Genomic DNA, 25,220 nt, shown 5'->3' on the forward strand with positions numbered 1-25,220 from the left:
CCTTCATCAGGTGCTACTTCCTTGATCGGGAGTTACACCGTTCTTTGTACAGACCCGACTGTCGATGTCATTGAACAAGCCGGGCGGGCGTTGGCGCGGGGCCTGTCGAGAGAGCCCCTCTGAGACCCGCCCGGTTCTGCGGCAAGGTGTTCTGCGTTCACGACCGGGGAGTGGATCGTGGCACATAAGATGGGTTGTGGGAGCACAGTGGCGCTAGTGCTCGCAGGTGTCACGGTAGCCGCACGACCCAGAGGGGGGATTGCTTCGCGATGGACGTCTTTGAGGTGCATCGAAAGCTGATCAAGGACTACGACGAGTTCACCCGAGCTCTCGTCCAGATCAGCGATCCGGGCATCCGCCAGCACCTGGAAGACGAGCGCGAGGCAAAGGCGCGCTGGCCGGAGCCGTGGGTGTCCCTCAACCCCAACTTCCGCCAAGGTGGCACGGTCGCGCAGCTGGTAGAGGACAAGGAGCTCGAGCCCCCGTGCGGGCTGTACTTCCGAGATAAGAAGCGTGAGAGCGACGAGAATGCGCGCTCTCTCACGCTCCACCAGCACCAGCGGCAGGCACTCGATGCTGCGAAGTCTGGGGACTCCTACGTTCTGACGACAGGCACTGGCTCCGGTAAGAGTCTGAGCTACATCGTGCCCATCGTCAATGAAGTCCTGCGTAACCCTAATCCGGGCAGCATCTCGGCGATCGTGGTCTACCCCATGAACGCTTTGGCCAACAGCCAGCTGCACGAGCTGGAGACATACCTGGAAAAGGGCGTCGAGCCGAGCGAGCGCAAGGTCACCTTCGCTCGCTACACCGGGCAGGAGAAGAAGGGCGACAAGCAGTCCGTCCTGGATAAGAAGCCAGACATCCTGCTGACCAACTACGTCATGCTGGAGTACCTGCTCACCAGGCCCGACGAACGGCGCGAGCTGATCGGCGCCGCGCGTGGGTTGAAGTTCCTGGTGCTCGACGAGTTGCACACGTATCGCGGTCGGCAGGGTGCGGATGTCGCTCTGCTTGTGCGCCGCCTGCGTGACGCTTGTGATGCCCCTAGCCTTCAGTGCATTGGGACCTCCGCCACCATGGCCACGGGGGCTACATTCGAGGAGGTGCAGGAGGAGGTCGCCAAGGTCGCGAGCAGCCTCTTCGGGGTTGTGGTGCGACCGGAGCGGGTCATCGGTGAAACGCTGGAGCGGGCGACGGACCCGACTGTTACTGGGCCGTCGATCGGCAAGGCCGCCCTCACGAGGGCCGTCCGGCGGGCCGTTGCCGGAAAGCTTCCGGGGGACTACTTTGCCCTGGCTGAGGACCCTCTGGCGTGCTGGATCGAGGACGCCTTCGGTCTGTACTACGACGAGGCCCAGAAGCGGCTGGTCCGACGCCTTCCCACGAGGGTCTCCGACGCGGCTGACGAGCTCGGACAGGACTGCAGCGTTTCGGTGGAAGAGTGCCAGATCGCGATCCAGACGATGCTGCGCGCCGGCGCGGCCGCTCGTCATCCGCAGACCTTGCGCCCGCTGTTCGCCTTCCGGCTGCACCAGTTCCTGTCCAAAGGCGACACCGTATATGCGAGCCTGGAACCGCGTACAGCACGCTACCTCACCAGCCAATACCAGGTATCCGTACCGCACCGCCGAGACCACCCGCTGATCCCGCTTGCGTTCTGCCGCGAGTGCGGCCTCGACTACCTCGTAGTCTCGCGTGTCACGGCCGACGAGCAGCGACTCCTGGCCCGCCAGGATCCCGAGGGGCCCGGGCGGTCGGATGACGGATACCTCTACTTGTGCGACGAGCCGGCCTGGCCAGAACACTGGGATGCGAGAGGTGACATCCCGGGCGTGGCCGATCGCCTGCCCAGCACGTGGGTCGAGACGGACGGCACGGGCAACCGTACGCTGGTGGATGCCCGAAAGCATGATCTCCCAAAGAAGGTCTGGGTCAATCCTGATGGGCGGCTGACCACGCCCGGGGAAGGCATGGCCTGCTGGTACATAGCCGCCCCTTTCCGGTTCTGCCTGCGATGCGGCGTTTCCTACGAGCAGTTGAAGGTCAATGACTTCGCCAAACTGGCCACCTTCGCGGCTGAGGGGCGCAGCTCCGCGGTGTCATTGATTAGTGCCAGCGTCATCCGTTCCCTACGTGCGGAACCGCTGAAGGATGACGCCCGCAAGCTGCTTACCTTCGTTGACAACCGCCAGGACGCCAGCCTCCAAGCCGGGCACTTCAACGATTTTGCCCAGGTCACCCAGATCCGGGGAGCGCTGTACCGGGCGCTGGACGCAGACCGGGAGTCCGGAGGGAACGGACTGCGGCACAGCGCATTGCCCCAGGCGGTCGAGCAGGCGCTGGACCTGCCGATGGTCGCCTTCGCCAGGCATCCCGAGGTGAAGTTCCATCAGCGCGACGAGGTGCTGGGCACGCTGCGCAAGGCCCTGGCGTACCGCATCTACGCAGACCTGGAACGTGGTTGGCGCCTTACCATGCCGAACCTCTCCCAGACTGGTCTGCTGCTCTTCGACTACCTCTCCCTCGGAGACATTGCCCGGGATCAGGAGTGCTGGGACGGTACCCATCCGCTGCTGTCACAGGATTCCCCTGCGCACCGCGAGCAGATCGCTCGCATCCTGTTGGACGAGCTGCGCCGGTCGCTGGCGGTCGACGAACCGCTGCTGACCAAGGACGGACACGAGCGGCTCCTCGCGGAGTCCCAGCAGAACCTCCTTGGCATCTGGTCTGTGCCCGAGCGGGAGCCACGGGTCTCCTCCAAGGCGGCGTTCGCCCGCCGCGCCCCTAAAACAACAGCCGCGTCCGGCTCCGGCGGCTTCCGAAGCGGCTTCCAGGGTAAGGACGCGCTCTATCTCAGCGGGCTCGGTGCCTACGGTCGCTTCCTGCGGCGTCCGGGGGCCTTCGGTGCCATCGCGGGACGTCAGGGCAAGCGCATCTCGGTTGCGGAGGCCGAGGCGGTGATCCGCTGCCTGTTGGAGGTCTTGGAACGGTACGGGCTGCTCCGCGCGATCGATGAGGACAAGGACGCGGTGGTCGGTTACCAGCTGAAGTCCTCGGCGCTGATCTGGCTGCCAGGCGTCGGCGAGCATGCCGAACCCGACCCGCTTCGCAAGGTGACCGACAGCACTGTTGGCGCCCAGGTGAATCCATTCTTCCGTGACCTTTACCGCGACGCGGCCCGTGATCTGCAGGGCCTGGAAGCACGCGAGCACACCGCCCAGGTGCAGGCGGACATTCGGCAGGAGCGAGAGCTGGCCTTTCGCAGCGGAGAGCTGAAGCTGCTCTACTGCTCGCCGACGATGGAACTCGGCGTTGACATCGCTACTCTCAACGCTGTGGCGATGCGCAACGTCCCACCCACGCCCGCCAACTACGCCCAGCGTTCGGGGCGGGCTGGCCGCTCCGGTCAGCCGGCCCTGGTCACCACGTACTGTTCGACCGGCAGTGCCCATGATCAGTACTACTTCCGCCGTTCCGAGCTGATGGTCTCGGGCCGGGTCCAGCCGCCCAGGCTCGACCTCTGCAATGAGGACCTGCTGCGATCGCATGTCCAGGCGATCTGGCTCGCCGAGACCGGCGTGTACCTGGGTGAGCGGATGACCCAGGTCCTCCAAGTTGATGTCCAGCCGGTCGAGTTCGCAGTCGAGCCGCCGCTGCCCGTGACCGATGAGCTGCGGGGGCTGCTCGACAGCCCTGGCGCGGCCCAGCGCGCCATTGAGCACACCCGCACGGTGCTGGAGCCGCTGCGGCCGGCCCTCCTCAAGACGGCCTGGTGGTACGAGGGGTGGATCGAGGACACGGTCCGGTCCGCCCGCGACTCGTTCGATGAGGCGTGTGAGCGTTGGCGCAGGCTCTACCGCGCGGCGACCGCCGAGCGTGAGGAGCAGCATCGGTATGCCGGTGACGTCTCCTCGACCGCCGCGGCGCGCAGGCGGGCTCAGATTCGTCGTGCCGAAGCCGAGCAGCAGCTGCGGCTGCTGCGCAACGAGGACGAGGAGACGTCGTTCAGTGACTTTTACACTTACCGCTACTTCGCCTCCGAGGGCTTCTTGCCCGGTTACTCTTTTCCTCGCTTGCCGCTTGCGGCCTATCTGCCGGGTGAGCGGCGACAGGGCTCCTACATCCAGCGGCCGCGCTTCATCGCTATCAGCGAGTTCGGCCCAGGAGCTCTGATCTACCACGAGGGATCGCGCTACAAGGTCAGCGAGATCCAGGTCCCGGTCGGAGAGAAGAGCGGCGAGGTCGCTATGACGGATGCCCGCATCTGTGGCTCCTGCGGCTACTGGCACGATCGGAGGACCGGAGCCGACCGGTGCCTGCAGTGCGGTGCGCCGCTCGCCGCGATCCTTCAGCGGCTGATGCATCTGAGCACGGTCAAGGCGACCCCGGTCCGCCGGATCTCGACCGATGAAGAGGAGCGCATCAGGGCGGGCTTCGAGCTGCGCACCTCCTACCAGTTCAACGACAGTGGCGCCAGGACGCCATTCACCGAGACGGTCTTCCTGGGCCCGGGCAACACTGGTACGGGTGCCGGAGCGCCGATCGCGCGGTTGACCTATGGAGACACCGCCACGGTCCGCATCGTCAACCTCGGCCGCAGGCGGCGGCAGCACCCGGGCGACTACGGGTTCTGGCTCGACCCCGTCCGTGGCCAGTGGCTCGGCGACGGCCAGGCCGCCAAACGAGGCGTTGAACTCGCCGCTGAGGAAGAGGGGTTGGCTCCTCTCGCGAACGCTGTCCGACCGGTCCAGGTCGTGCCCTATGTCGAGGACCGCAAGAACATCGCGGTCTTCCGCCTTGAGCAGCCGCTCAGCGGCGACGAGATTCTGCAGCGGATGACTGCGGTGACCCTGCGGTATGCCCTGGAACGCGGGATCGAGGCGCACTACCAGTTGGAGGACTCCGAACTCTCCAGTGAGGACCTGCCGGACCGTGAGGGGCGCGCCCGCATGCTCTTCGTCGAGGGAGCGGAGGGCGGAGCCGGAGTTCTACGGCACCTTCGCGACGACGACCAGGCTCTCGCTGACGTCGCACGCGCCGCTCTGGAGATCATCCACATCGATCCGGACACTGGGGAAGACCGCGGCCAGGCTGCGGGAGCCCGGGAGCGCTGTGAGCGAGGCTGCTACGACTGCCTCCTCTCTTACGCCAACCAGGCGCACCATCTACAGATCGACCGCAAGACCGTGGTCTCGCTGTTGCTGGACATGATCCACGCCGTGCGGGAGCAGTCACCGACCTCCGATGCGGGCGCGGCGGTGCTGGCCGGCCAGTCGACTGTCCAGAGCATTGGCGCGAGGGCCGAGGCCCTGGCCGAGATGTCACCGGTCCCCGAGGCCCGGCAGTTCGTCGCATGGCTACGCGAGCGCGGCTACCGGATGCCGCACTCGACCAACGCCGAAGTTCCCTCAGCCCGAGCGATGCCCGATTTCATCTACCATCTGCCAGGCGCAGATGTCGCGATCTTCGTGGGCGGCCCCCACGTGACCGCCTCCTCGCATGAGGCAGGCGGCCGTGACAAAGCGGCGGAGACCCGCCTTGCCAACCGCGGCTGGCTGGTCATAAGGGTCCCGGCCGAAGCCTCGGGCGAAGCGGGCGAGATCACAACCGAGACATGGGAGCAGATGGTGAGCGAGTACCCCGAGGTCTTCGGTACCGGCAGGGCAGCGCGATGACCACGCACGCTGACGCGGGACTGGATCGTGCCCCGGGTAGCATCGTCTCCGCCCGTGGCCGTGACTGGGTCGTCCTCCCCAAGAAGGCCGGCGGGCTCGTCGTCGCCCGGCCCCTCGACGGGGACCTGGAATTCGTCACCGCGCTGTTCCCCCATGAGATCCAGGACGCAAGCTTTCCTGACCCGGCCCTCGCCCAGGACGAGATTGGCGACTTCTCCGCCGCCGGCCTGCTGCGTACCGCGCTGAGGGTGTCCGCCCCGGCCGGCCCGGGCCCCTTCCGCAGTCTGGCGGCGCTGGCCGTGCAGCCTCGCCAGTATCAGCTGGTGCCGCTGATGATGGCGCTGAAGATGCCGGTTACCCGGCTTCTCATCGGGGACGACGTCGGAGTCGGCAAGACGGTCGAAGCAGCTCTCATCGCCAAGGAGCTCCTGGACGAGGGAGCTGCCCGGGGCCTGACCGTACTGTGCTCGCCAGCCCTGGCCGACCAGTGGCAGCGCGAGCTGTCGGAAAAGTTCGGCATCGAGGCCGAGACTGTGCTTCCCTCGACGGCGGCCCGGTTGCAGAAGGGCGTGGATACGGCGGACGAAAGCATCTTCGACCGTTATCCCGTCACCATTGTCTCCACCGACTTCATCAAGCAGCCCGAACGCTTGCAACGTTTCATCGACCGCTGCCCTGACCTGCTCATCGTCGACGAGGTCCACTCCAGTGTCGGCGTTGGGGTCGGGCACCAGCAGCGCTACAAGGTGCTGCAGGAGCTGGCAGCCGATCCGAACCGGCATCTGATCCTGGTGAGCGCCACCCCGCACAGCGGTGACGCCGGAGCCTTCGACAAACTGACCGCCCTGCTCGACCCCAGGCTCGCGCCGGTGAAGGACGGAGGCCTGCCCCGGGAGAGCAGGGAGTACACCAACCTGCTGGCCGAGCACTTCGTGCAGCGCCGACGAGCCGACATCATGCGCTTCCACGGGCAGGAGACCCCCTTCCCGGGCGACCGCAAGCTGCGCCCGGCGCCGTACCTCCTCGACCAGCGGTACGCCCAGCTCATCACCGACATCCTCGGCTACGCCCGCGAGGACGTCCGGGGCTCGGACGGGAGCTTGCGCCGCCGCATGAGCTGGTGGGCGCTGCTCACGTTGCTACGCTGCGTGCTTTCCTCCCCGGCGGCGGCGGTTGCGACCCTTAGCACTCGGGCCGGCGTTGCCGCGGCCACGACTGTTCAGGAGGCCGACGCCATTGGCAGGGTCGCCGTTCTGGAGATCACGGGGGAGGAGACCAGCGAGGGCATCGACGTCGTCCCGGGCACTCTGTTGCCGGTTGAGGCACCGCAGGAGGACTCGGCGAGGTCAGAGACCGAACCCCTCGATCCCACCCTCGCGGCCTTCGCCCAGCGTGCCCAGGCCCTGGCAGACCAGGGCACCGAGCACGATGCAAAGCTGCGGACGCTGATCACCGAGGTGACCACCAGCCTGGCCGACGGCTACGACCCGATCGTGTTCTGTCAATTCATCCCTACGGCGCGGTACGTGGCAGACCGGCTGGCCGAGGAGCTGAAGCAGAGCATTCATGTCGCCTGTGTGACAGGTGAACTGCCTCCTGAGGAACGGCGGGCCCGGATCGAGGCACTGGGTGCCCTTCCCGGGCGGCATGTACTCGTCGCCACCGACTGCCTCTCCGAAGGCGTGAACCTCCAGCAGCACTTCGGTGCGGTGATCCACTACGACCTGTCCTGGAATCCCACCCGCCACGAGCAGCGGGAGGGGCGCGTCGACCGCTTCGGGCAGCGGCGGAAGAACGTTCGCGCCGTGACCCTTTTCGACCAGGGCACCGGTATCGATGGCGTGGTCCTGGACGTGCTGATCCGTAAATACCACGACATTGCCCGCCGCACCGGCGTTCGGGTGGCCATCCCCGACGGTGGAGAGAGCGTGCTCAAGGCGTTGAGTGAGAGCTTGATCCTGCGTGGCCAGTCCTCGGCCGAGCAGCTCGCGCTGGATCTCGGCGACGATCTCGAACTCGGTGCCGCCCGTGACCGCACCCACCAGGAGTGGGAGAGCGCCGCAGCCCGCCAAGCAAAGACCTTCACCAAGCACGCCCAGGCAGGTCTGCGCCCGGACGACGTCCAGGCTGAGCTCGATGCCCTCAAGCAGGACCTGGGGGAGCCTTCGGACATCGTGACCTTCGCCCGCGAGGCGCTCGGGGCTCTCGGTTCGGCCATCCGGGCGGACTCTGCGAGTGCGGGCTTCACGGCCGGCACCCAGGCCCTGCCGCTGGGATTGCGCCACACCCTCGGCGTCTTCGACGCGGCAGACCAGGAATTGGCGGCCGGTGCCGACACCGTCAGGATCAAGCGGGGCGGCGGTCGAGCCAAGACCCTTGCTGACCCTGTTTTGGTATTCCGCCCGGATCTGCCGGTCGGACCGGGCGAGCAGGCGCTCGTGCGTACCGATCCGGCAGTACGGGCGATCGCTCGCTATGTGCTCGACTCCGCCCTGGACCCGACCGTTCGCGAGCAAGATCGGCCGGGTCGGCGTCTCGGAGTGATCCGCACAACGGCTGTCGACACCCGGACGATCCTGTTCCTGGCCAGGTTTCGCTTCCGCCTCACACTGCCCGACCGTTCCCAGCCCGCTCCTCGTGGAACCGGCGGCGGACGACGCCCCGAGACCCTGGAACGAGTGGCCGAGGACGCCCGGCTGCTCGCTTGGCAGCCAGCCGAAGAAGAGGACGGAGATCCGGACGGCGGAATGTGGCTCACTGACGCGCGGGCTGCCCAGCTGCTTGCCGCCCGCCCGGACGGCAACGTTCTTCAAGGCCTTCGTCGATCCCAAGTGGCCTGGGCTCTTGAGGCCTTGAATCATCTCAAGCCTGACCTCAGGCAGCACGGGCGCAGCTTCGCCGAGCAGCTGCGCGATGCTCATATGCGGGTGCGCGAGGCCAGCGGTCAGCGCAACAGGGAGCGTGGAGCCGCCGTGGTACGCCGCATCGACGTGTCCTCCACCGGTAATCCCGACATCCTCGGTGTTTACGTCTACCTGCCTGTCCAGCCCGGCGGAGGAGCCCGGTGAGCGACCACACCCCCCTCGGCACCGGCCGACGTACGGCGGAGTCCGCGAAGTTCACCGCGGTCCATATCGAGCAGGGATTGCTCTCCAGTGAGCTGCTCATCCAGGTGGCCTCGGGCAGCCCGGAACTCCCCGGCGCTCGTCCGGCGGATTACTGGCTGGGCTCGCGCGGAAACCTCGGCGAGGCCGCCAGCACCCAGTGGGCTGTCCTGAAAAGCGCCTACCGCAGCTTCCGCGAGCTCCTCGTGGTGCATCCACTGAAGAAGCAGTCCGCTCAAGCTGTCCAGGATGACTGGTTGCTGCTGCTCTTCCAGGCCCTCGGCTATGGCATGCTGCCGCGCGCCGGGAAGCTCACGGCGAAGGCCCGTCCCGGCCAGACCTGGGAGGTCAGTCACCGCTACGGTGATCACCTGCCGGTGCAGCTGCTGGCCTGGGACACTGACCTGGATCGCGGCATCGCCGGAGCCAAGCGCGCGCCGCAGTCCCTGCTCCAGGATTTCCTCAACTCCTCGGATCGGCACCTCTGGGGCCTGCTCTCGAACGGAAAGGTCCTGCGGCTGCTCCGGGACTCCACCGCGCTGGTCGGCGCCGCGTATGTCGAGTTCGACCTTGAAGAGATCTTCGAGGAGGAGCTCTACGCGGACTTCGTCCTGTTGTTCGCTCTGTTGCACGCCTCGCGCTTCGAACTCGTCGCCAAGCCGGAGAAGAAACGCCGCGGGGGGAAGGCCGCAGACGCGACGACCGGAGTCGACCTCCTGGCGGCCCCGGGGGCTGAGGATGCCGAGACGGGCGAAGACGAGGACGCTGACGAAGACGAGGAAGCGGACGGCGAGTTCGAGCTGGGAGAGGCGGACGGCGAGTCGGAGGAGCGCGAGGTCCCGGCGGCCAGCTCTGGTCTGCCCTTGACGCCGGCAGACTGCCGGATGGAGTGGTGGCGCACCCACGCTTTGGAGACTGGCACGCGTGCCCGTGATCGCCTGCGTAGTCAGGTGGAGAAGGCCATCGCCGCACTCGGCACCGGATTCCTTCGGTCCAACCGGCACCTCACCGCCGCCCTGGCTGAGCACGGCCGACCCGCACTCGACGAGTTCCATCACGAACTCCTGCGCCTGATCTATCAGTTCATCTTCCTGTGCGTTGCCGAGGATCGGGATGCTCTCCTCGATAGCCGCGAGACGAAGGCCATGCGACTGGCCAGGAAGAACTATGAGAACTACTTCTCCACCTCCCGGCTGCGCCGGATCGCCGGGCGCCGGGCGGGTGACCGGAACACCGACCTCTGGCCGGGTCTCACATTTGTTCTTGACCGGCTCGGCACCGAGGGCGGCTGCCCCGAGCTGGCCCTCCCCGAGCTGGGCGGCCTGTACTTTCGCCAGGAGGGCGTCGAGGACGACGATCGCTCACGTAAGGGACTCATTCAGGCAGGTCTTCTGACCCGCCTGCTCGGTGGCGACGAGCCACTGCGAAGCAGTGTCCTGACCAACGAGTACCTCCTGCGAGCCGTCCACCTGCTGACCTGGACCGTCGGCGCCGATGGGCGCGTGCAGCGGGTCGACTATCGGCACCTGGACTCCGAGGAGCTCGGCAGCATCTACGAGTCACTTCTGGAGCTGATCCCGCGCTACAGCTCGCAGAGCGGCGAGTTCTGGCTTCAGAACCTCGCTGGGAACAAGCGTAAGGGCACTGGTTCCTACTACACGCCCACCTCCGTCATCGAGAAGCTCCTGGACAACGCGCTCGACCCCGTCATCGACCGGTTTGCGCAGCGTGGCGTCCCCGATGATCTGCTCAGGATCAAGCTGGTCGATCCTGCTTGTGGTTCCGGCCACGTCCTGGTTGCCGCCGCACGCCGAATCGCCCGCCGATACGTGGAGATGGAGACCGGTTTTGACGAGCCGACTCCTGCCAAGGTGCGCGAGGCGATGGGGAAGGTCGTTCGGAACTGCATCCACGGCGTGGACATCAACCCGCTCGCGGCAGAGCTCGCCAAGGTGTCGCTCTGGCTTGAGACGCTGGTCCCCGGAGAGCCGCTGGCCTACCTGGACGATCGGATCAAGGTCGGCAACGGCCTGCTCGGAGCCACCCCGACGCGTCTGGCACTCGGCCTGCCGGATGGTGCCTTCGAGGCCCTGGCCGGGGATGACGCGCGGACGCTGAGGGACCTCAAGGCCGCGAACAAGAAGGAGCGTCCGTCCAACCGCGGCGACGTCCAGGAGGCACTGCTCGATCCGCTGGTCAGAGTCGGCACGGCCGAGCTTCGAGTCAAGGCCGACCGGTTGGCCAAGTTGCCAGGTCGTACCCTTGCGCAGGTCCGTGAACAGGCACGCAGCTATCGTAAGTTCGCCGCAGATCAGGAACTGACGCTTGCCAAGCGGCTGGCTGACGCGTGGTGTGCGGCCTTCCTCTGGCGTAAGCACCCGGCCGCTCCGCCGGCCATCACGAGCGCCACCCTCCGGGACATCGAACGCAAGGGCATGCTGCCCGGCCTGCCTCCGCCGAGTGCGCAGGAGATCGCCGAACGCGGTTACCCCGAAACCGTCCTGGAGATCCGGGAGCGCGAGCGTGCAGGCGAGGAGGAGCTGGAAGCGCTGGCAGGCCGCAACCAGTTCTTCCATTGGCACCTGGAATTTCCTCGGGTGTTCCGCGTCGAAGACGACAGGGCGAAGGACCAGAACCCCGCCACCGGCTGGCAGGGCGGTTTCGACGCGGTGCTTGGCAACCCTCCCTGGGATCGGGTGAAGATCCAGCAGAAGGAGTGGTTCGCCGCCCGGGACGAGGAGGTCGCCGATGCCCCCAACACGGCGGCGCGGACCAGACTGATCAACGCGCTGTCCGAGAGCGAGGACGGCGCCGACCGTCAGCTGTTCGGGCAGTGGGAGACCGCCAAGCGCGAGGCTGCCGGAACCACCCGGATGCTCAGGGTCTCGGGGCTCTTCCCGCTAGCTGGACGCGGAGACGTGAACCTCTACGCGGTATTCGCGGAGCAGGCGCAGACGCTGCTCGCGCCGGAGGGCATGTCGGGACTCGTGGTCCCCACGGGAGTCGCGACCGACATGACGACGGCGGAGTTCTTCTCGACTTTGGTCGAGCAGGGGAGGCTCACCGCGGTCCTGGACATGGAGAACGAGGAGAAACTGTTCCCGGCGGTCACCAACCGCTACCGCTTCTGCCTGTTCATCGCTGGGCGGCCCCTTCGACCGCTCAAGAGCGTGCGTCTCGCGTTCCAGGCCAGGCGCCCGGACCAGCTGGACGACCGGGAGTTCAGGCTCGATGCTGAGGGCTTCCGGGCGATCAACCCCAACACCAGGACGTCCCCCGTCTGTGAGAGCCCGGAGCATGCCCGGGTGCTCAGGGGCATCCACGAGCGGGTGCCTGTGCTGTGGGAACGTAGCCCGAGGGAGATCAACGAGTGGGGGCTCTTCCCGCTGCGCATGTTCGACATGTCCACGGACTCCAAGAAGTTCCGCTCCTCTGAACGGCTGTCGAGGGACGGCTGGAAGCGGACCAGTTCCGTCTACAGCAAGGGCGAAGACCGCTTTCTGCCCCTTTACGAGGGGAAGCACGTCCACCAGTTCGACTCCCGCTTCGCCACCTACGAAGGCGCCACCCAGGCGCAGATCAACAAGGGCACCCTTCCCCGTCTGACCACTCAGGACCATGGGGACCCCTCCCGGCTGCCGCTGCCGCGCTACTGGGTGTCCGAGGAAGCGGTGGATGCTGAACTCGCTGCCAACGCCAAGAAGAAGAAGCCCGGCTGGACGCACGACTGGGTGATGGGCTGGCGGGACATCTGTAGGGCGTCCGACGAGCGTACGGTGATTGCTGCGGTTCTCCCGCGTGCCGCTATCGGGCACAAGCTACCGGTGCTTCTTTCGAAGGAGCGGCCGGAGCTGCTGATCGCCAACCTGAACAGTAGGGTCTTGGACTATGCCGCAAGGCAGAAGTACTCAGGTGCCTCACTCAGCTACTTCATTGTGGAACAGCTCCCCGTCCTGCCGCCGTCCACGTATGAAGATTCCGCGCCGTGGCTCGCCGGCGTCCCGCTCGACTCCTGGATCCGCGACCGTGTCGTGGAGTTGACCTACACGGGCTACGACATGGCACCCTTCGCTCGTTACCTCGGCGACACTGGTGGTCCGTTCATCTGGGACGAGGACCGCCGCTTTCTGATCCGTGCTGAGCTCGATGCCGCCTACTTCCACCTCTACGGAATCCAGAGCGAAGACCTTGACCTGATTCTCGATAGCTTCCGCGCCTTCAGGAACAGGTCTCCCGAGCTCTTCAAGAAGACCAGGGACCACATCCACCGGGTCTACGCGGCCATGGCTGACTGCGCCACTGCGGGCAAGCTCTACACCGACCCGGCCCTCACCCCGCCGCCCGGCAACGGTCCGCGCCACCCTGTGGGCTCGGTGCCCCTCACGCGCGCGCACCGCACCGAGCCTGCCAATCCCTCGGTCTCGTCCGTTCCCGCTGCTTTCACCACTGACGAGCCTGCTGATGGCGCCCTCTTCGGCTTGGACGAGATCGGGGGCGACGAGCAGCTCGGCCTTTGGGGCTGACACCCAGTCAAGGCAAAATGGGCTCCTGACCCGACGGCAATCACTCGGCCATCGCAGAAAGGCTGTACAGCTTGTCGACCACCACCCCCACGGTCACTGAGATCACGGGACGCGCGCTCCACCGTGCCGCCACGCTCCTGAGGGACTACCCCGACGGCCTCGCGCCAGAGAAACTGTGGCCGCTCGTTCGCGACTCGCTCCCAGAGCTGGTGCAGCAGTGGGAGGCCGCGATCGAGGGCTATCGCACCAGCTTTGAGCTCGGTTGCGGGCGGTCCGCCGCCGTCATGGTCAAGGCCGGTTGGTTGCGTCGGGGTGGCAGTCAGGGGTGGAAGCTGACCGGCCTTGGTGTGGAGGCTCTCGACGAGCACAAGAGCCCCGACGAGTTCTACCGCGCGGCCCTCAACGCCGACGACTACTGGCAGCGGCACCGGGAGGATTTCGACAAGGCCGGGCGACTTCTTGACCTGATCCCGGACGATCGTTGGGCCGCTCTGTCCGACTTCGCGGCCCTGTACGGTCTCGATGATCGTAGGCTGGCCGGCTGGCTTCAGACCGAGCGCCCCTCCGGTTGGCACCGGGTGCTCGGTGAGGACGCTTCCATCCCCGCCGGCACCTTCGGCATGAGCCAGCAGGATCGCGACGAATGGCGCATGCTGCTCCAGACGGACGGCTTGTTCGACGAAGCGCATTCCAGCCAGGACCGGATCCGTGCCCTTGTCCCGGCCCGTCTCCCGCGTGCGGAGCTCGAGGCGGTCAGAGGCGCCGGACAGCTGCTGGACACCGAAGCCGAGCGTGAGAGCGGGCTGGTGCCGCGTCGCGCATGGATGATCCGCGGCACCGACGCCACCGGCGCGAGTCTCATCCGATCCCACTGGCGGCACCACAACATCTGTTCCCTGCCGACCCAGGGCATCAAGCCGCTGCCGTCACGTCCCGCTCTCGGTGCTGTACGGGCGGCGATCGCCTCGGCTCTTCCCGGCCGGGGCACCGCGGAGCTGAACTCGCTCACCCAGCAGTTCCACGACTTCCTGACCGTCATGGCCGAGGACGACATTGTGCTGTGTAACGACGCGACCAAGGTCTACGTCGGTGTGGTCCAGGGGCCGGCGCGATGGCACGGGAAGGAGTCCGAGCAGGAGACCCCGTCGACCTGGGTTCAGCGACCAGTGGCCTGGCACAACCTTGACGACCCGGCAGCCTTCTTCGCCGATCTCCCCACGCGGCTTATCGATCTGCTCGACGACCCGAACATCGATGTCATCGAACTCAGCGAATTCACCGCGGACCTCCAACGCCTACTTGGCGAGCCCGGCGACCCCCAACGCGCTGAAGCGGCGGAGACTCCCGCAGAACTCCCCAACATCACTGAGGAACTGGCACACGAGCTCATGCTGCGCCGTGACTGGCTGCAGGACTGTATCGAGCTCCTACGCCGCAAGCCGCAGTTGGTGTTCTTCGGTCCGCCGGGCACCGGCAAGACCCATCTAGTTCAGGAGCTCGCGAAGCACCTTACCGGGGGCAGGCCCGAGAACACCCAACTCGTCCAGTTCCACCCGGCCTACTCCTACGAGGACTTCTTCGAGGGGATTCGACCCCGCCTGCTGCCCACCGCCGACGACCACCCTCGTTCCGGCGCTGCCACACAACAGGCCGTGGCTGGTGACCACCTCGGCTTCGAACTCGTTCGTGGCCCGCTGCGCCGCCTCGCGGACGCGGCACTCAAGCATCCTGCCCAGGTCTTTGTCCTGATCATCGACGAGATGAACCGCGGCAACCTCGCGAAGGTTTTTGGCGAGCTGTACTTCCTCCTCGACTACCGCGACCGCTCCGTGCGGCTGATGTACGGCGCCGACGGCAGCCGTAACTTTCGCCTGCCGCCGAATCTGGTGATCCTCGGCACCATGAACAGCGCCGATCGGAGCATCGCTCTGATGGACGGCGCCATGCGACGCCGGTTCTCTTTCTTGGAACTCCACCCCGACGAAGGTCCCGCGCACGATCTGCTCGCGACCTGGTCGACGCGCCGAGAGCATCCCGACACCGCAGCCCGGCTGCTGACTGCCCTCAACGAGGCCATTGCCGAATCACGCGGTACCGACCGGGACTTCCGCATCGGCCCGTCCTACTTCATGGATGATGCGATCCACCGCAATTCCCGAGGCTTGGAACTGGTCTGGCGCACCCAGATCCTTCCGCTCCTCGCTGAGTACCACTGGGGCGACCACACCGATATCGAATCCACCTACGGTCTGCACGTCCTGCTCAAGCGCATCGGCCTCAACCCATCCGCCGACGACGCCTGATGGCCGCACCGGTCCGTATCCACAGGAATCCCGGTACTGTCGTCTCCCTTCGAGAAGGAGATGCCTGGTCCGCGCACAATCTCACCTCCGCCCAGGCATCCGTGCTCGCCGAATCTGAGCTCGTTGACCTGCGACCGAACCGGAACGGAGCGTGGGAGATTCGACCCAAGAACGTCATCGGCGCCGTGCGACGCGGTTACGGCGCTGACGCTGTGCAGCTGCGGATACTGCCCAAGGTCAGGATCGACCGCTTGCTCTTTCTACTCCAGTACGCGGCTCGCGGCATCGAGTGGCGGCCGGAACCCGTGGACGCCACCGAGCGGGACGACCTGCTGCCGGCCATCGCGCACGCACTCTGCTCGGCCGCCGAACGTGCGCTTCTGCAGGGCCCGTTGAATGGATATCGGGAGGTCCGCGACAGCTCACCGGTCGCTCGCGGTCGGCTTCTCATCACTGAACAGCTACGCAGGCGCCCCGGCCGTCCGGTGCCCTTCGAGGTCGAATACGACGAATACACGGCCGATGTCCCCGAGAACCGGATCCTCCTCGGTGCTGTCCACCACCTGCTGCGCCTCCCCGACCTCACCCCCGCGCAGCGAACCAGACTGCGTGCTCTGGCCACCCGGCTCGACGGCGTCCATCCCGCGCAACCCGGCCGCCCGCTGCCTCTGTGGAGCGCTAACCGCCTCAATAGCCGCTACTCGCAGGCCCTGGCACTGTCCGACCTGGTCCTGCGAGGTGCCTCGTACGAGTTCGACGACGGATGTGACCTGCTCGTTGACGGACTCCTGCTACGGATGTGGATGATCTATGAGGAATTCGTCGGCAAGGCCGTCGGCGCCGCCCTTGACCAGGACCACCGCCACGCCTTCAGCCAGACACCCGACACGAGTCGTCACCTGGACGCACGTCGCGGCCACCTGCTCAAGCCCGACCTCGTCCACTACCGCCGCTCGCCTGATGGCCCACCGCGCCCTGTGGCGGTCGTGGACGCCAAGTACAAGCAAGACCGAAGCCGCGACGACCTGTACCAGATGCTCGCGTACTGTCTCCGGCTTGATCTGACTGAGGGGCATCTCGTCTATGTTGGGGGCCGCCCGGACACCGTCGAGATTCCCGTCCCTGGGGGTCGCATCCTCATCCACCGACATAGGCTGGACCTCGCTGCTCCACATGTGAAGCTGCAGCTTCACATCGCGGCTATTGCTGATTCAGTTCGCCGCGGACTCCCATCATGGGCGGCGGGTGATTGAGATCGCCCCGGCTCGTCTTGGCTCCCCCGGATCGAACTGGGTAGGGCTGCGACGCCCGGATCGGTGGCGGGGCCTCATTCTCGGGGCACTGCCGGGCGAGGACTTCGGCGCGGTGGCCAGCAGTCATCAACCCTGGCCCTTGTGATGGGAGATCTTGTCGAGGCCGGAGCGGCGCGCGCGGATCGGCACCGAGGCCTGCACGACCTGATGCAACGGCCACCGGGATAGGACCCTGACCACGTAGGCCGGTGACCTGGAACTGGCCACCCCCAAGGGGCGCAGCGGCAGCTTCTTCCCCAGTTTACTCGAACGCTTGTGCCGCATTGACCAGGCGCTCTACGCGAGCGTACGTACTCGGGGTGTCCACCTGCCCGGTCGACGACCTGGCCAGAGCCCTGGGCGCGGACACCGGCACCTCCAAGAGCAAGGTCTCCAGGATCTGCGCGGACCTGGACGAACAGCTCACCGCGTTCCGAGACAGGTCCCTGGGCGACATCCGCTTCGCCTGCGGCCGAGTTCCTGTGCTCCCTGCGCGAGCGGGCTTTTCCGAGGTCCGCTTGGTCATCGCAGACCACCAGCGGCCTGGTCAAGGCGGTCCGCAAGGTCATGCTCGGCGCCGGCTACCAGCGCTGCCGTGTTCGCATCCTCCGTAACTCCTTCGCGATCATCCCGAAGGAGCAGGCGAGATGGGCACTGCGATCATCCGTACGATCTTCGCCCAACCCGCCGAAGCCGGGGTCCGCACCCAGCTCGACACCGTGGCCGACATGCTCGGCGAGCAGTTTCCCAAGGTCAGCCAGATGCGGCTGGAAGCCAAGGACGGCCTGACCCGCCTTCGCGGCCTCACTGGAAGGACAATGGAAGAAGATCCAGTCCACCGACCTGCTGGAGCGGATCAGCCGCGAGATTAAACGCCGCACAGACGTCGCCCAGTCTGCACCAACGACGGCTCACTTCTACGGCTGGTCACCTCGTGCTCTTCGAGGTGGACGAAGAATTGATCGCCTTCCCCAGCCTGCCCGAGGGCGGCATGGAGCAAATCTACCCAGCCCGCGATGAATTTGCCTTTAACGCAGGACCGTTGGCATGCGACAAATACACCAGGCCAAGGGGCGCGACCACAGACTCGACATCGGCCTTCCTTCTTCGTGAGATCGACGGTGTACGTCCACGTCCCGCGCTTCATGTCTCCGATCAGCCGCAGGCACCATGGCCCCAGCTGCTTCATGTTCCCGTCCCTACAGCCACACCGCCGGTAGACCTGGCCACGCTGCGCACGGTGTCCCATGAGCTTCCCCTTCTCTCGGACTGGATGGTGGCTCTGGGGCAAGAGTGACTTGCAGTGTCGGACGTGGCGACAGGGCGTACGGGGCGGTGCGCGAAGTACTCAGAACCAGACGGCGAAGACACGCTCAAGACGACACACCATCCGGAAGATCACGATCCGTAGTCGGTGGGTAAGCGGCCGTGATCCGCTCGCGGGAACCAGTGCCGCAGGCCGGCCGGCGTCGTCGACGCAGCGGCTGTCGGGACCGCACGGCGGTGCTTGCTGAAGGATCGACAGATCGCGGTCACCGACAGTAGCTGCGGCGGGGTCGCTGGCCCTGGGACCACTTTGGGACCACGCCCGATGGGTGCCCATGAACGCTGATGGGCGAAAACGGACACTTGTGTGCGAAGTAAACACTGAGCCACGGTCAGTAATCTGTGGCGCCACTTCTGCTGATAGTCTCCAACTCACCTGTACCTCATGGTAGTTGAGCAACAAAGAAGTCGGGATCTTGAGGTCTTGGCTATCGACAATGGTTGAACCCCTTGACTGGGGGTCAATGGGTCGCAGGTTCAAATCCTGTCGTCCCGACAGTGATGTCGGAGGGCCGTTGGCTGGGAGAAATCCCAGGCTAGTGCTCTGACCGGCAACGTTCGCCGGGTTGGCGGTGACGACGCCTGAACCGGTTGGATGTGGGCCGACATCCGATCCGACGGGGAGGTGCGGTGGCGGAGCCAGTCAGAGTTCGGAGGTTCACCGACCAGGAGGGCCAGCAGTTACAGCGGATCGTGCGCCGGGGCAGCACCAGCTCGGTGCGCTACCGGCGGGCGATGATGCTGCTGGCCTCGGCCGGAGGAAACCGAGTTCCGGTGATCGCGAAGCTGGTCCAGGCCGATGAGGACACGGTGCGCGATGTGATCCACCGGTTCAACGAGATCGGCCTGGCCTGCCTGGACCCTCAGTGGGCGGGAGGCCGTCCCCGCCTGCTCAGTCCTGACGACGAGGACTTCGTCGTCCAGACGGCCACCACCCGCCCGACCAAGTTCGGGCAGCCCTTCACCCGCTGGTCCATCCGCAAACTGCTCGCCTACCTGCGCAAGGTCCACGGCCGGGTGATCCGCATCGGCCGCGAGGCCCTGCGCTGCCTGCTTGCCCGACGCGGCGTCACCTTCCAACGCACCAAGACGTGGAAGGAGTCCACCGACCCCGAGTACGACGCCAAACTCGACCGGATCGAGCGCGTCCTGGACCGCTTCCCCGACCGGACGTTCGCGTTCGACGAGTTCGGCCCGCTCGGCATCCGCCCCACCGCGGGCACCTGTTGGGCCGAGCAGGGCCGGCCCAACCGGCTCCCGGCGACCTACAAGCGGACCCACGGCGTCACGTACTTCCACGGCTGCTACTCGATCGGTGACGACACCTTGTGGGGCGTCAACCGCCGCCGCAAGGGCGCCACGAACACACTCGCCGCGCTCAAGTCGATCCGGGCCGCCCGCCCGGACGGCGCCCCGGTCTAGGTGATCCTGGACAACCTCTCCGCCCATAACGGCAAGAAGATCCTGCGCTGGGCGAGGAACAACAACGTCCACCTCTGCTTCACCCCGACCAACACCTCCTGGGCGAACCCGATCGAGGCGCACTTCGGACCGCTGCGGCAGTTCACTCTGGCCAACTCGAATCACCCGAACCACCCGGTCCAGACCCGCGCTCTGTACGCATACCTGCGCTGGCGCAACGCCAATGCCCGCCACCCTGACGTCCTGGAAGCCCAACGCCGCGAACGCGCCCGTATCCGCAGCGAGAAGGGCCTGCGTTGGGGCGGCAGACCTGCCATCGCCGCCTGATCAAGCAACTGGGCGATCCATGCGGTCGCAGCATTAGCATCCCTTGCCATGACCGATTCGGAGCACGTCCTTGACTGGCTGCAGGACTGGTACGCCGACCAGTGCAACGAGGACTGGGAGCACGAGTGGGGCGTGAAGATCGAAACGCTCGACAATCCCGGTTGGACCGTCACCATTGACTTGGAGGAGACGGACTTGGAGGAATGCGAGTACCCCCGGCAGGACGTCAACCGCAGCACGCACGACTGGGTGTGGGTGTGGACGTCCGAGAAGATCTTTCACGCTAGGTGCGGCCCAGGCAACCTCACCGAGGCCCTCACACTGTTCCGCTCCTGGGCGACCGTGAACGCTCCCTGAGCGCTCACGCAGCCCGAGCGCCCCAACCCGGCGAACGTATGCGGTCAGAGCACTAGCGGCCTTTTGTTTATGGTGTGGCAGGTGGTGGGCGGCCGCGGCGCCGCTGTTCTGCGATCTTGCCAGGGACCAGTCGGGGGCCGCAGCTGGTGGCCGGGGGGGCGCCTCAACCCGCTGAGGCGACCCTGCGTTCGCGCCTGCACGAGGTCGCCGGCCTGCCGGTCGGGAGGGACCTTGCGCAGTCCGATCAGGGCATCGATGTTCAGGTGCTCGGCGAGCAGGGCCTTGAGGTTGCGGCGGGCGAGGAGATCCAGTTCGACTGGGGGGAGCTCCCGGGGGTGGAGTCGTCCTCGCGGGACGACCCGGTCGGCCTTCTCGCGCACCCGCGGTTCGGCGAGCTCGGCCAGCCGCGTGTTGCGGTCCCAAAGTATGTCCTCGTTGACAGTCCATTCGATCCGGTGCCGGCCAGCCGCGTTCTCCGGGGCGCCGCGCCACAGTGCCACGGCGCTGCCGACGGGTGTGTGGACCCGGACCCTCGGCGACCCTGAAGGACCCGGCGGCAGCTGCCGCCGGGTCCTTCAGGCGGGGCGGTGCGGTGGTCAGTTCGGTCGGGTGGCCGTCAAGGGTTGTGTTGAACTCTTCGATGGCGTCCTGGTGTTCGGCCCCTGGCAGGGTGCGGGGCAGGACAGCCAGGGCCACCGGTGGTGGGTGCGGTCCTGAGGGGGGCTGAGGGCGCTGCGCACGCCATGAACCGCCGGACACCGCCCGGCGAGGGCAGTGTCCGGCGGTTGTACGGTCTTCCCGCGCGGTGGTTCCGCCGGGGCCGTGGTGGTTGGGGTCAGTGGTGTCACCGGGGGGCGAGGACGAGTTCGCGCTCATTTCGTCGTGCGGTGCATATGGGTGGGGGAAGGTGTCCGCCTGCGCCCGGTGGGGCGTCCGGGGCGCAGGGGCCATCACAGGCTGCGGCCGAGGAGCGCGGCCAGGGCGGGCACCAGGACGATGGAGAGCAGGAACGCGGAGAGCAGGATGCCGAGCGCGGTCGCGAAGCCGATCTGCTGGGTCGAGGGCTGCGGGGTCACGGCGAGGCCGGCGAAGGAGCCGGCCAGGACGAGGCCCGCGGTCGCGATGGCCGGGGCGGTGTGCGCGATGGCCGGGGCGGTGTGCCGGAGGGCGCGTGCGACGGCGGACCGGGGCGGACCGGGGTGTTCCATCTCCTCCCGGATCCGGTCGCTGATCAGGATGTTGTAGTCGGTGCCGAGCGCGACCACGAACAGGAACAGGACCAGGGGCAGGGTGAAGTCGACGCCCGGCTTGCCCATCGCGTGCTGGAACAGCAGGGCTGCCGCGCCGAGGGTGGCCGCGAAGCCGAGGCCGACCGAGAGCATCAGGACCACCGGTGCGAGCAGGCTGCGCAGCAGGAGGAGGATCACTCCGATGAGTGCGGCCGCCACCGGGAAGACCAGCCGCAGGTCGCGGTCGACGGTGGTGGAGACGTCGGCGAAGACGGCGGGGGTTCCGCCGACGTGCGCGCTCAGGCCGGCCGGCGTGTTCTGGGCGACGGCGGGGCGGCGCGGATCGGTCCGGAGAGCAGGTCGCGGGCCTGCTGGGACTGCGAGTCCGCGGTGAGGAACAGGTCGATCCTGGCGGCCTGCCGGTCCTCGCTCAGGACCGGCTTGGCGACCTGGCCGATGTCGGTGACCCGGGTGAGGCTCTGGCCGAGGCCGTCCAGCGCGCCGGGGGAGAGCGGGCCGGCGCCCTTGGTTTCGACGTGGACGCTGGTCGGGTCCGCCACGCCGGCGGGCAGGGCGCGGGAGATCTCGGCGGCGGTGGTCCGGGAGGTGGTGCGCGGTCCGCCGCCCAGGCCGTAGTCCATCCTGATCCCGGCGGGCCCGCCGGCCAGGGCGGTCAGGAGGGCGAGCGAGGCGAGGACCATGACCGCGGGCCGGCGGGACACCAGGTCGGTGAAGCGGGCGGCGGCGCCGTCGCAGGGCACGGTCTTGAGGACGCGTGAGGGTCAGAACAGTGCGCGTCCGCAGGCCGCGAGTGCGGCGGGCATCAGGGTGAGGCCGGCGAGCAGCATGACCAGGACCGAGACCGCGAGGGCCGGGCCGAGCACCCGGAACTGTCCGAAGCCGGCGACCCCGAGGGTGGCGAAGGCGGCGACGATGGTGAGCGCGGCCGAGGTGATCGCGGTGCCGGCCTTGCGGCTGATCTCGGCGGCGGTGGCACGGTGGTGGCGTTCGGGGTGGCCGGCAGCTGTTCGCGGAAGCGAACATCAGGAACAGGAAGTAGTCGATGCCGATGCCCAGCAGCGCCACGCCGATCAGGCTCGGTACGGACGGGTCGAGCTTGATGCCAGTGAGCAGGGCGGTGCCCACGACGGCGCCGGTGCCGTCCTCGGTGTCCGGCCTGGGTGAGCTGACGCCCCGCGAGGTCGAGGTGTGGCATCTGCTGGCCACCGGCCTCGACAACGTCGAGATCGCTTCGGCGACGGGCATCAGCGTCTCCACGGTCAAGAACCACATCACCAGCATCTTCGCCAAGCTGCGTGTCCGGGACCGTGGCCAGCGTTGATCGCGGCCTACGAGGCCGTCCGGTGTCCGGCCCCCCGCGCGCGCGGAGGGCGAGGGGTGGGTCAGCGGCAGAGGGCCGCGTCCAGGGCGGCCGCCATGTGCTGCACGCCGTCCTCGAGCGGGACGGTGGTGACCGTGATGCTGGCGGCGCGGCCGTCGTCGGTGACGCCGCCGCGGGACCGGTAGCCGCGGGCGGTGCCACCGTGGCCCCAGGCCAGGCCGCCGCAGGAGAGCGGCTTGCTCTGCAGGCCCAGACCGTAGCGGACCCCCGGGCCCAGGAGTTCGGCGGGGACGGTGGTGCGCATCTCGGCGAGCTGCGCCGGGGGCAGGAGCCGGCCGCCGAGGAGCGCGGTGAAGAACGAGTTGAGGTCGGTGTTGGTGGAGACGATCGCCCCGGCCGCCCAGGCGATCGAGGAGTCCATGTCGGTGTAGTCGACCGGGGGCGCGTCCGGCGAGCTGCGGACGTAGCCCTTGGGGTGGGCCTCGTGGATGGTGGTGTCGCCGGGGGTGGGGAAGTAGGTGTGGCGCAGGCCGATGCGGTCGATGACGCGCTTGGTGATCTCCTCGCCGACGGGCCGTCCGGTGACCTTCTGGATGATCAGTCCGGCGACCAGGTAGTTGGTGTTGCTGTACTCCCAGCTGGTTCCCGAGGGGAAGCGGGCCTTCTGGGCGAGGGCGCCGTCGAGGAGGTCGCGGGGCTCGAAGTAGCGGAACTGCAGGGCGGTTTCGTCCGAGAGGGCCGGGGCTTCCAGGTAGTCGGGCAGGCCGCTGGTGTGCTGGAGCAGCTGGCGGACGGTGATGTGGCGTCCGTCGATGCCGTCGCCGCGCAGCAGGCCGGGGAGGTAGGTGTCGACGGGGGAGTCCGGGCCGACCTTTCCTTCGGCGACGAGTTGCAGGATGACGACGGCGGTGAAGGTCTTGGTGTTGCTGCCGGCGCGTACCTGCCCGTCGACGGGGGGCTTGGCCCCGGTGGCGACGTTGCCGACGCCGGCGGTGTAGGTGCGGGTGCGGCCGTCGCGGCCCTTCACGGAGGCCAGTGCGGCGGGCAGGCCGTCGTCCTTCACCAGCGCGTTCATGCTCTGCTGGACGCCGTCCGGCTTGCCGCCCGCGAACGCCGCGCTCGGTGCCAGCGCCCCGGCCGCCATGACACCGGCGGCCACGGCGGTCACGGCCGCCACCGCCCGGTTCCGGCCGCCCCGGCGGGAACGCTGGACGCGGCTGTGCGGTGTGTGCTCGTACACGGAGGAACCCCTCTGGATGGACCGTTCCGGTGATTTCCGGCCTTGGTCAAGAGGACCATTCAGAGGCGGGGGAGTTCGTCCGCACCCAGGACGAGACCGAACCTGGGAGCCGGCTCCGGGAGACGCCCCCTGGGCAGGACCGTGCTCCTGGCCCGGGGCGGGGACAGGACCACCCGCCACGCCCGCGGGCCGGAGCACGTGCCGGTCGGCTGGCACCATCCGGAAGCCCCGCGCCCTGCTCGCCGTCTCCGGACTTGCCGCTGGGGGCAAGGGGTCGCAGGTTCACATCCTGTCGTCCCGACCGGCGTTTTCGCAGGTCGGAGGTATGAAGGAGGCCGTTCCCGCCATCGGGCGGGAACGGCCTCCGGCCTGCGAAGAGCTGGTCAGGACGACGGGATGTGAACCTGCGGCCCCTTGGCCGGCACCGGGCTGCCCGGGCTGGTTCCGTGGGTCGGCGTGCGGCCGGCCTACTGCCTGCCGGAGCGAGGCCTCGGGAGGCGGCGGGTGGCACGGGCGGAGACCAGGGCCAGTGTGCCGAGGCCGACCAACAGGGTCGCGCCGGTCGCGTAGAGCAGCTCTTCGGTGCCCGTGTTCGGCAGCTCGTTCGGGTGCTTCGGGGGCTGCGTCGGCAGGGGTGCCGGTGTGCTGGTCGCGGTGATTCGGGCGGTTGCGGGGGGTGAGGTGGTGGGTGGGCCGCTGGGTGGGGTTCCGTGGGCGGTGGCGGTGTTGGTCACGGTGCCCGCGTCGATGTCCGCCTGGGTGACGGTGTAGGTCGCGGTGCAGGTGGTGGAGGCGCCGGGGGTGAGGGTGGTGGTCGGGCAGGTCGCCGTGGGGGAGGTGCCGGTGCCGGAGAACTGGGTCTCGGTCACTCCGATGTTGGTGAGGTCGACGTTTCCGGTGTTGGTGACCAGGTAGGAGTACGTGACGGTCTGGCCCGCGGTGGAGACGGTCGTCGGGGAGACCGACTTGGCGATCGTCAGCGCCGGTGTGCTGGTCGCGGTGATTCGGGCGGTTGCGGGGGGTGAGGTGGTGGGTGGGCCGCTGGGTGGGGTTCCGTGGGCGGTGGCGGTGTTGGTC

At 67.5% G+C, this 25,220-nt stretch carries 13 protein-coding genes and 3 pseudogenes; 11 read left to right on the plus strand and 5 right to left on the minus strand.

Annotated features, from left to right (window positions below):
* Nucleotides 1–269 precede the first annotated feature (269 nt).
* From ACFVGO_RS21375 to ACFVGO_RS21420, 10 genes and pseudogenes are all read left to right on the plus strand, one after another.
* On the plus strand, nt 270–5,678 hold the full coding sequence (locus ACFVGO_RS21375; protein WP_380633393.1) for a DEAD/DEAH box helicase: 5,409 nt from the start codon (nt 270–272) through the stop codon (nt 5,676–5,678).
* On the plus strand, nt 5,675–8,746 hold the full coding sequence (locus tag ACFVGO_RS21380) for a helicase-related protein (protein WP_380633395.1): 3,072 nt from the start codon (nt 5,675–5,677) through the stop codon (nt 8,744–8,746). Before ACFVGO_RS21375 ends, ACFVGO_RS21380 begins: the two co-directional genes overlap by 4 nt.
* Nucleotides 8,743–13,305: an Eco57I restriction-modification methylase domain-containing protein gene (locus tag ACFVGO_RS21385; RefSeq protein ID WP_380633397.1), complete on the plus strand. Its 4,563-nt coding sequence runs from the start codon at nt 8,743–8,745 to the stop codon at nt 13,303–13,305. The genes ACFVGO_RS21380 and ACFVGO_RS21385 overlap by 4 nt, the downstream gene beginning before the upstream one ends.
* 71 nt (nt 13,306–13,376) lie before the next feature.
* A complete protein-coding gene (locus tag ACFVGO_RS21390; protein WP_380633399.1) occupies nt 13,377–15,608 on the plus strand; it encodes an AAA family ATPase in 2,232 nt (743 codons plus the stop codon).
* The gene (locus ACFVGO_RS21395) at nt 15,608–16,861 is read left to right on the plus strand and encodes an McrC family protein (protein WP_380633401.1); all 1,254 of its coding nucleotides are present in this window, start codon (nt 15,608–15,610) and stop codon (nt 16,859–16,861) included. Before ACFVGO_RS21390 ends, ACFVGO_RS21395 begins: the two co-directional genes overlap by 1 nt.
* A 259-nt stretch (nt 16,862–17,120) precedes the next feature.
* Nucleotides 17,121–17,307, plus strand: a pseudogene (locus tag ACFVGO_RS21400) (transposase); the annotation flags it as partial.
* Between the two features lie 240 nt (nt 17,308–17,547).
* Complete coding sequence (locus ACFVGO_RS21405; protein WP_380633437.1) at nt 17,548–17,772, plus strand: hypothetical protein; 225 nt, start codon at nt 17,548–17,550, stop codon at nt 17,770–17,772.
* Nucleotides 17,773–17,834: 62 nt separating this feature from the next.
* Nucleotides 17,835–18,197, plus strand: coding sequence for a hypothetical protein (locus ACFVGO_RS21410; protein WP_380633403.1), 363 nt, complete (start codon nt 17,835–17,837; stop codon nt 18,195–18,197).
* 659 nt (nt 18,198–18,856) lie between these two features.
* A pseudogene (locus tag ACFVGO_RS21415) lies at nt 18,857–19,975 on the plus strand (IS630 family transposase).
* 48 nt (nt 19,976–20,023) lie between these two features.
* Nucleotides 20,024–20,332 carry an immunity 53 family protein gene (locus ACFVGO_RS21420; RefSeq protein WP_380633405.1) on the plus strand — a complete coding sequence of 103 codons (309 nt, stop codon included), beginning with the start codon at nt 20,024–20,026 and terminating at the stop codon, nt 20,330–20,332.
* Nucleotides 20,333–21,282: 950 nt separating this feature from the next.
* Here the strand turns inward: ACFVGO_RS21420 and ACFVGO_RS21425 are convergent.
* The 3 genes from ACFVGO_RS21425 to ACFVGO_RS21435 are packed head-to-tail and all read right to left on the minus strand — an operon-like array spanning nt 21,283 to nt 22,541.
* The gene (locus ACFVGO_RS21425; protein WP_380633431.1) at nt 21,283–21,864 is read right to left on the minus strand and encodes an MMPL family transporter; all 582 of its coding nucleotides are present in this window, start codon (nt 21,862–21,864) and stop codon (nt 21,283–21,285) included.
* Nucleotides 21,861–22,322, minus strand: a complete 462-nt coding sequence (locus ACFVGO_RS21430) for a hypothetical protein (RefSeq protein ID WP_380633439.1) — start codon at nt 22,320–22,322, stop codon at nt 21,861–21,863. Before ACFVGO_RS21430 ends, ACFVGO_RS21425 begins: the two co-directional genes overlap by 4 nt.
* A gap of 21 nt (nt 22,323–22,343) precedes the next feature.
* Nucleotides 22,344–22,541, minus strand: coding sequence for an MMPL family transporter (locus tag ACFVGO_RS21435; protein WP_380633433.1), 198 nt, complete (start codon nt 22,539–22,541; stop codon nt 22,344–22,346).
* A gap of 158 nt (nt 22,542–22,699) precedes the next feature.
* On the opposite strand from ACFVGO_RS21435, the gene ACFVGO_RS21440 reads away from it, so the two are divergent.
* Nucleotides 22,700–22,903 carry a response regulator transcription factor gene (locus ACFVGO_RS21440; protein WP_380633407.1) on the plus strand — a complete coding sequence of 68 codons (204 nt, stop codon included), beginning with the start codon at nt 22,700–22,702 and terminating at the stop codon, nt 22,901–22,903.
* A gap of 61 nt (nt 22,904–22,964) precedes the next feature.
* Here ACFVGO_RS21440 and ACFVGO_RS21445 read toward each other — a convergent pair whose 3' ends face one another.
* Nucleotides 22,965–24,143, minus strand: a complete 1,179-nt coding sequence (locus tag ACFVGO_RS21445) for a serine hydrolase domain-containing protein (protein ID WP_380633409.1) — start codon at nt 24,141–24,143, stop codon at nt 22,965–22,967.
* A gap of 467 nt (nt 24,144–24,610) precedes the next feature.
* A pseudogene (locus tag ACFVGO_RS21450) lies at nt 24,611–25,220 on the minus strand (hypothetical protein); the annotation flags it as partial.

The sequence above is a fragment of the Kitasatospora sp. NPDC057738 genome, assembly GCF_042798815.1.
Taxonomy (GTDB): Bacteria; Actinomycetota; Actinomycetes; order Streptomycetales; family Streptomycetaceae; genus Kitasatospora; species Kitasatospora lactacystinica.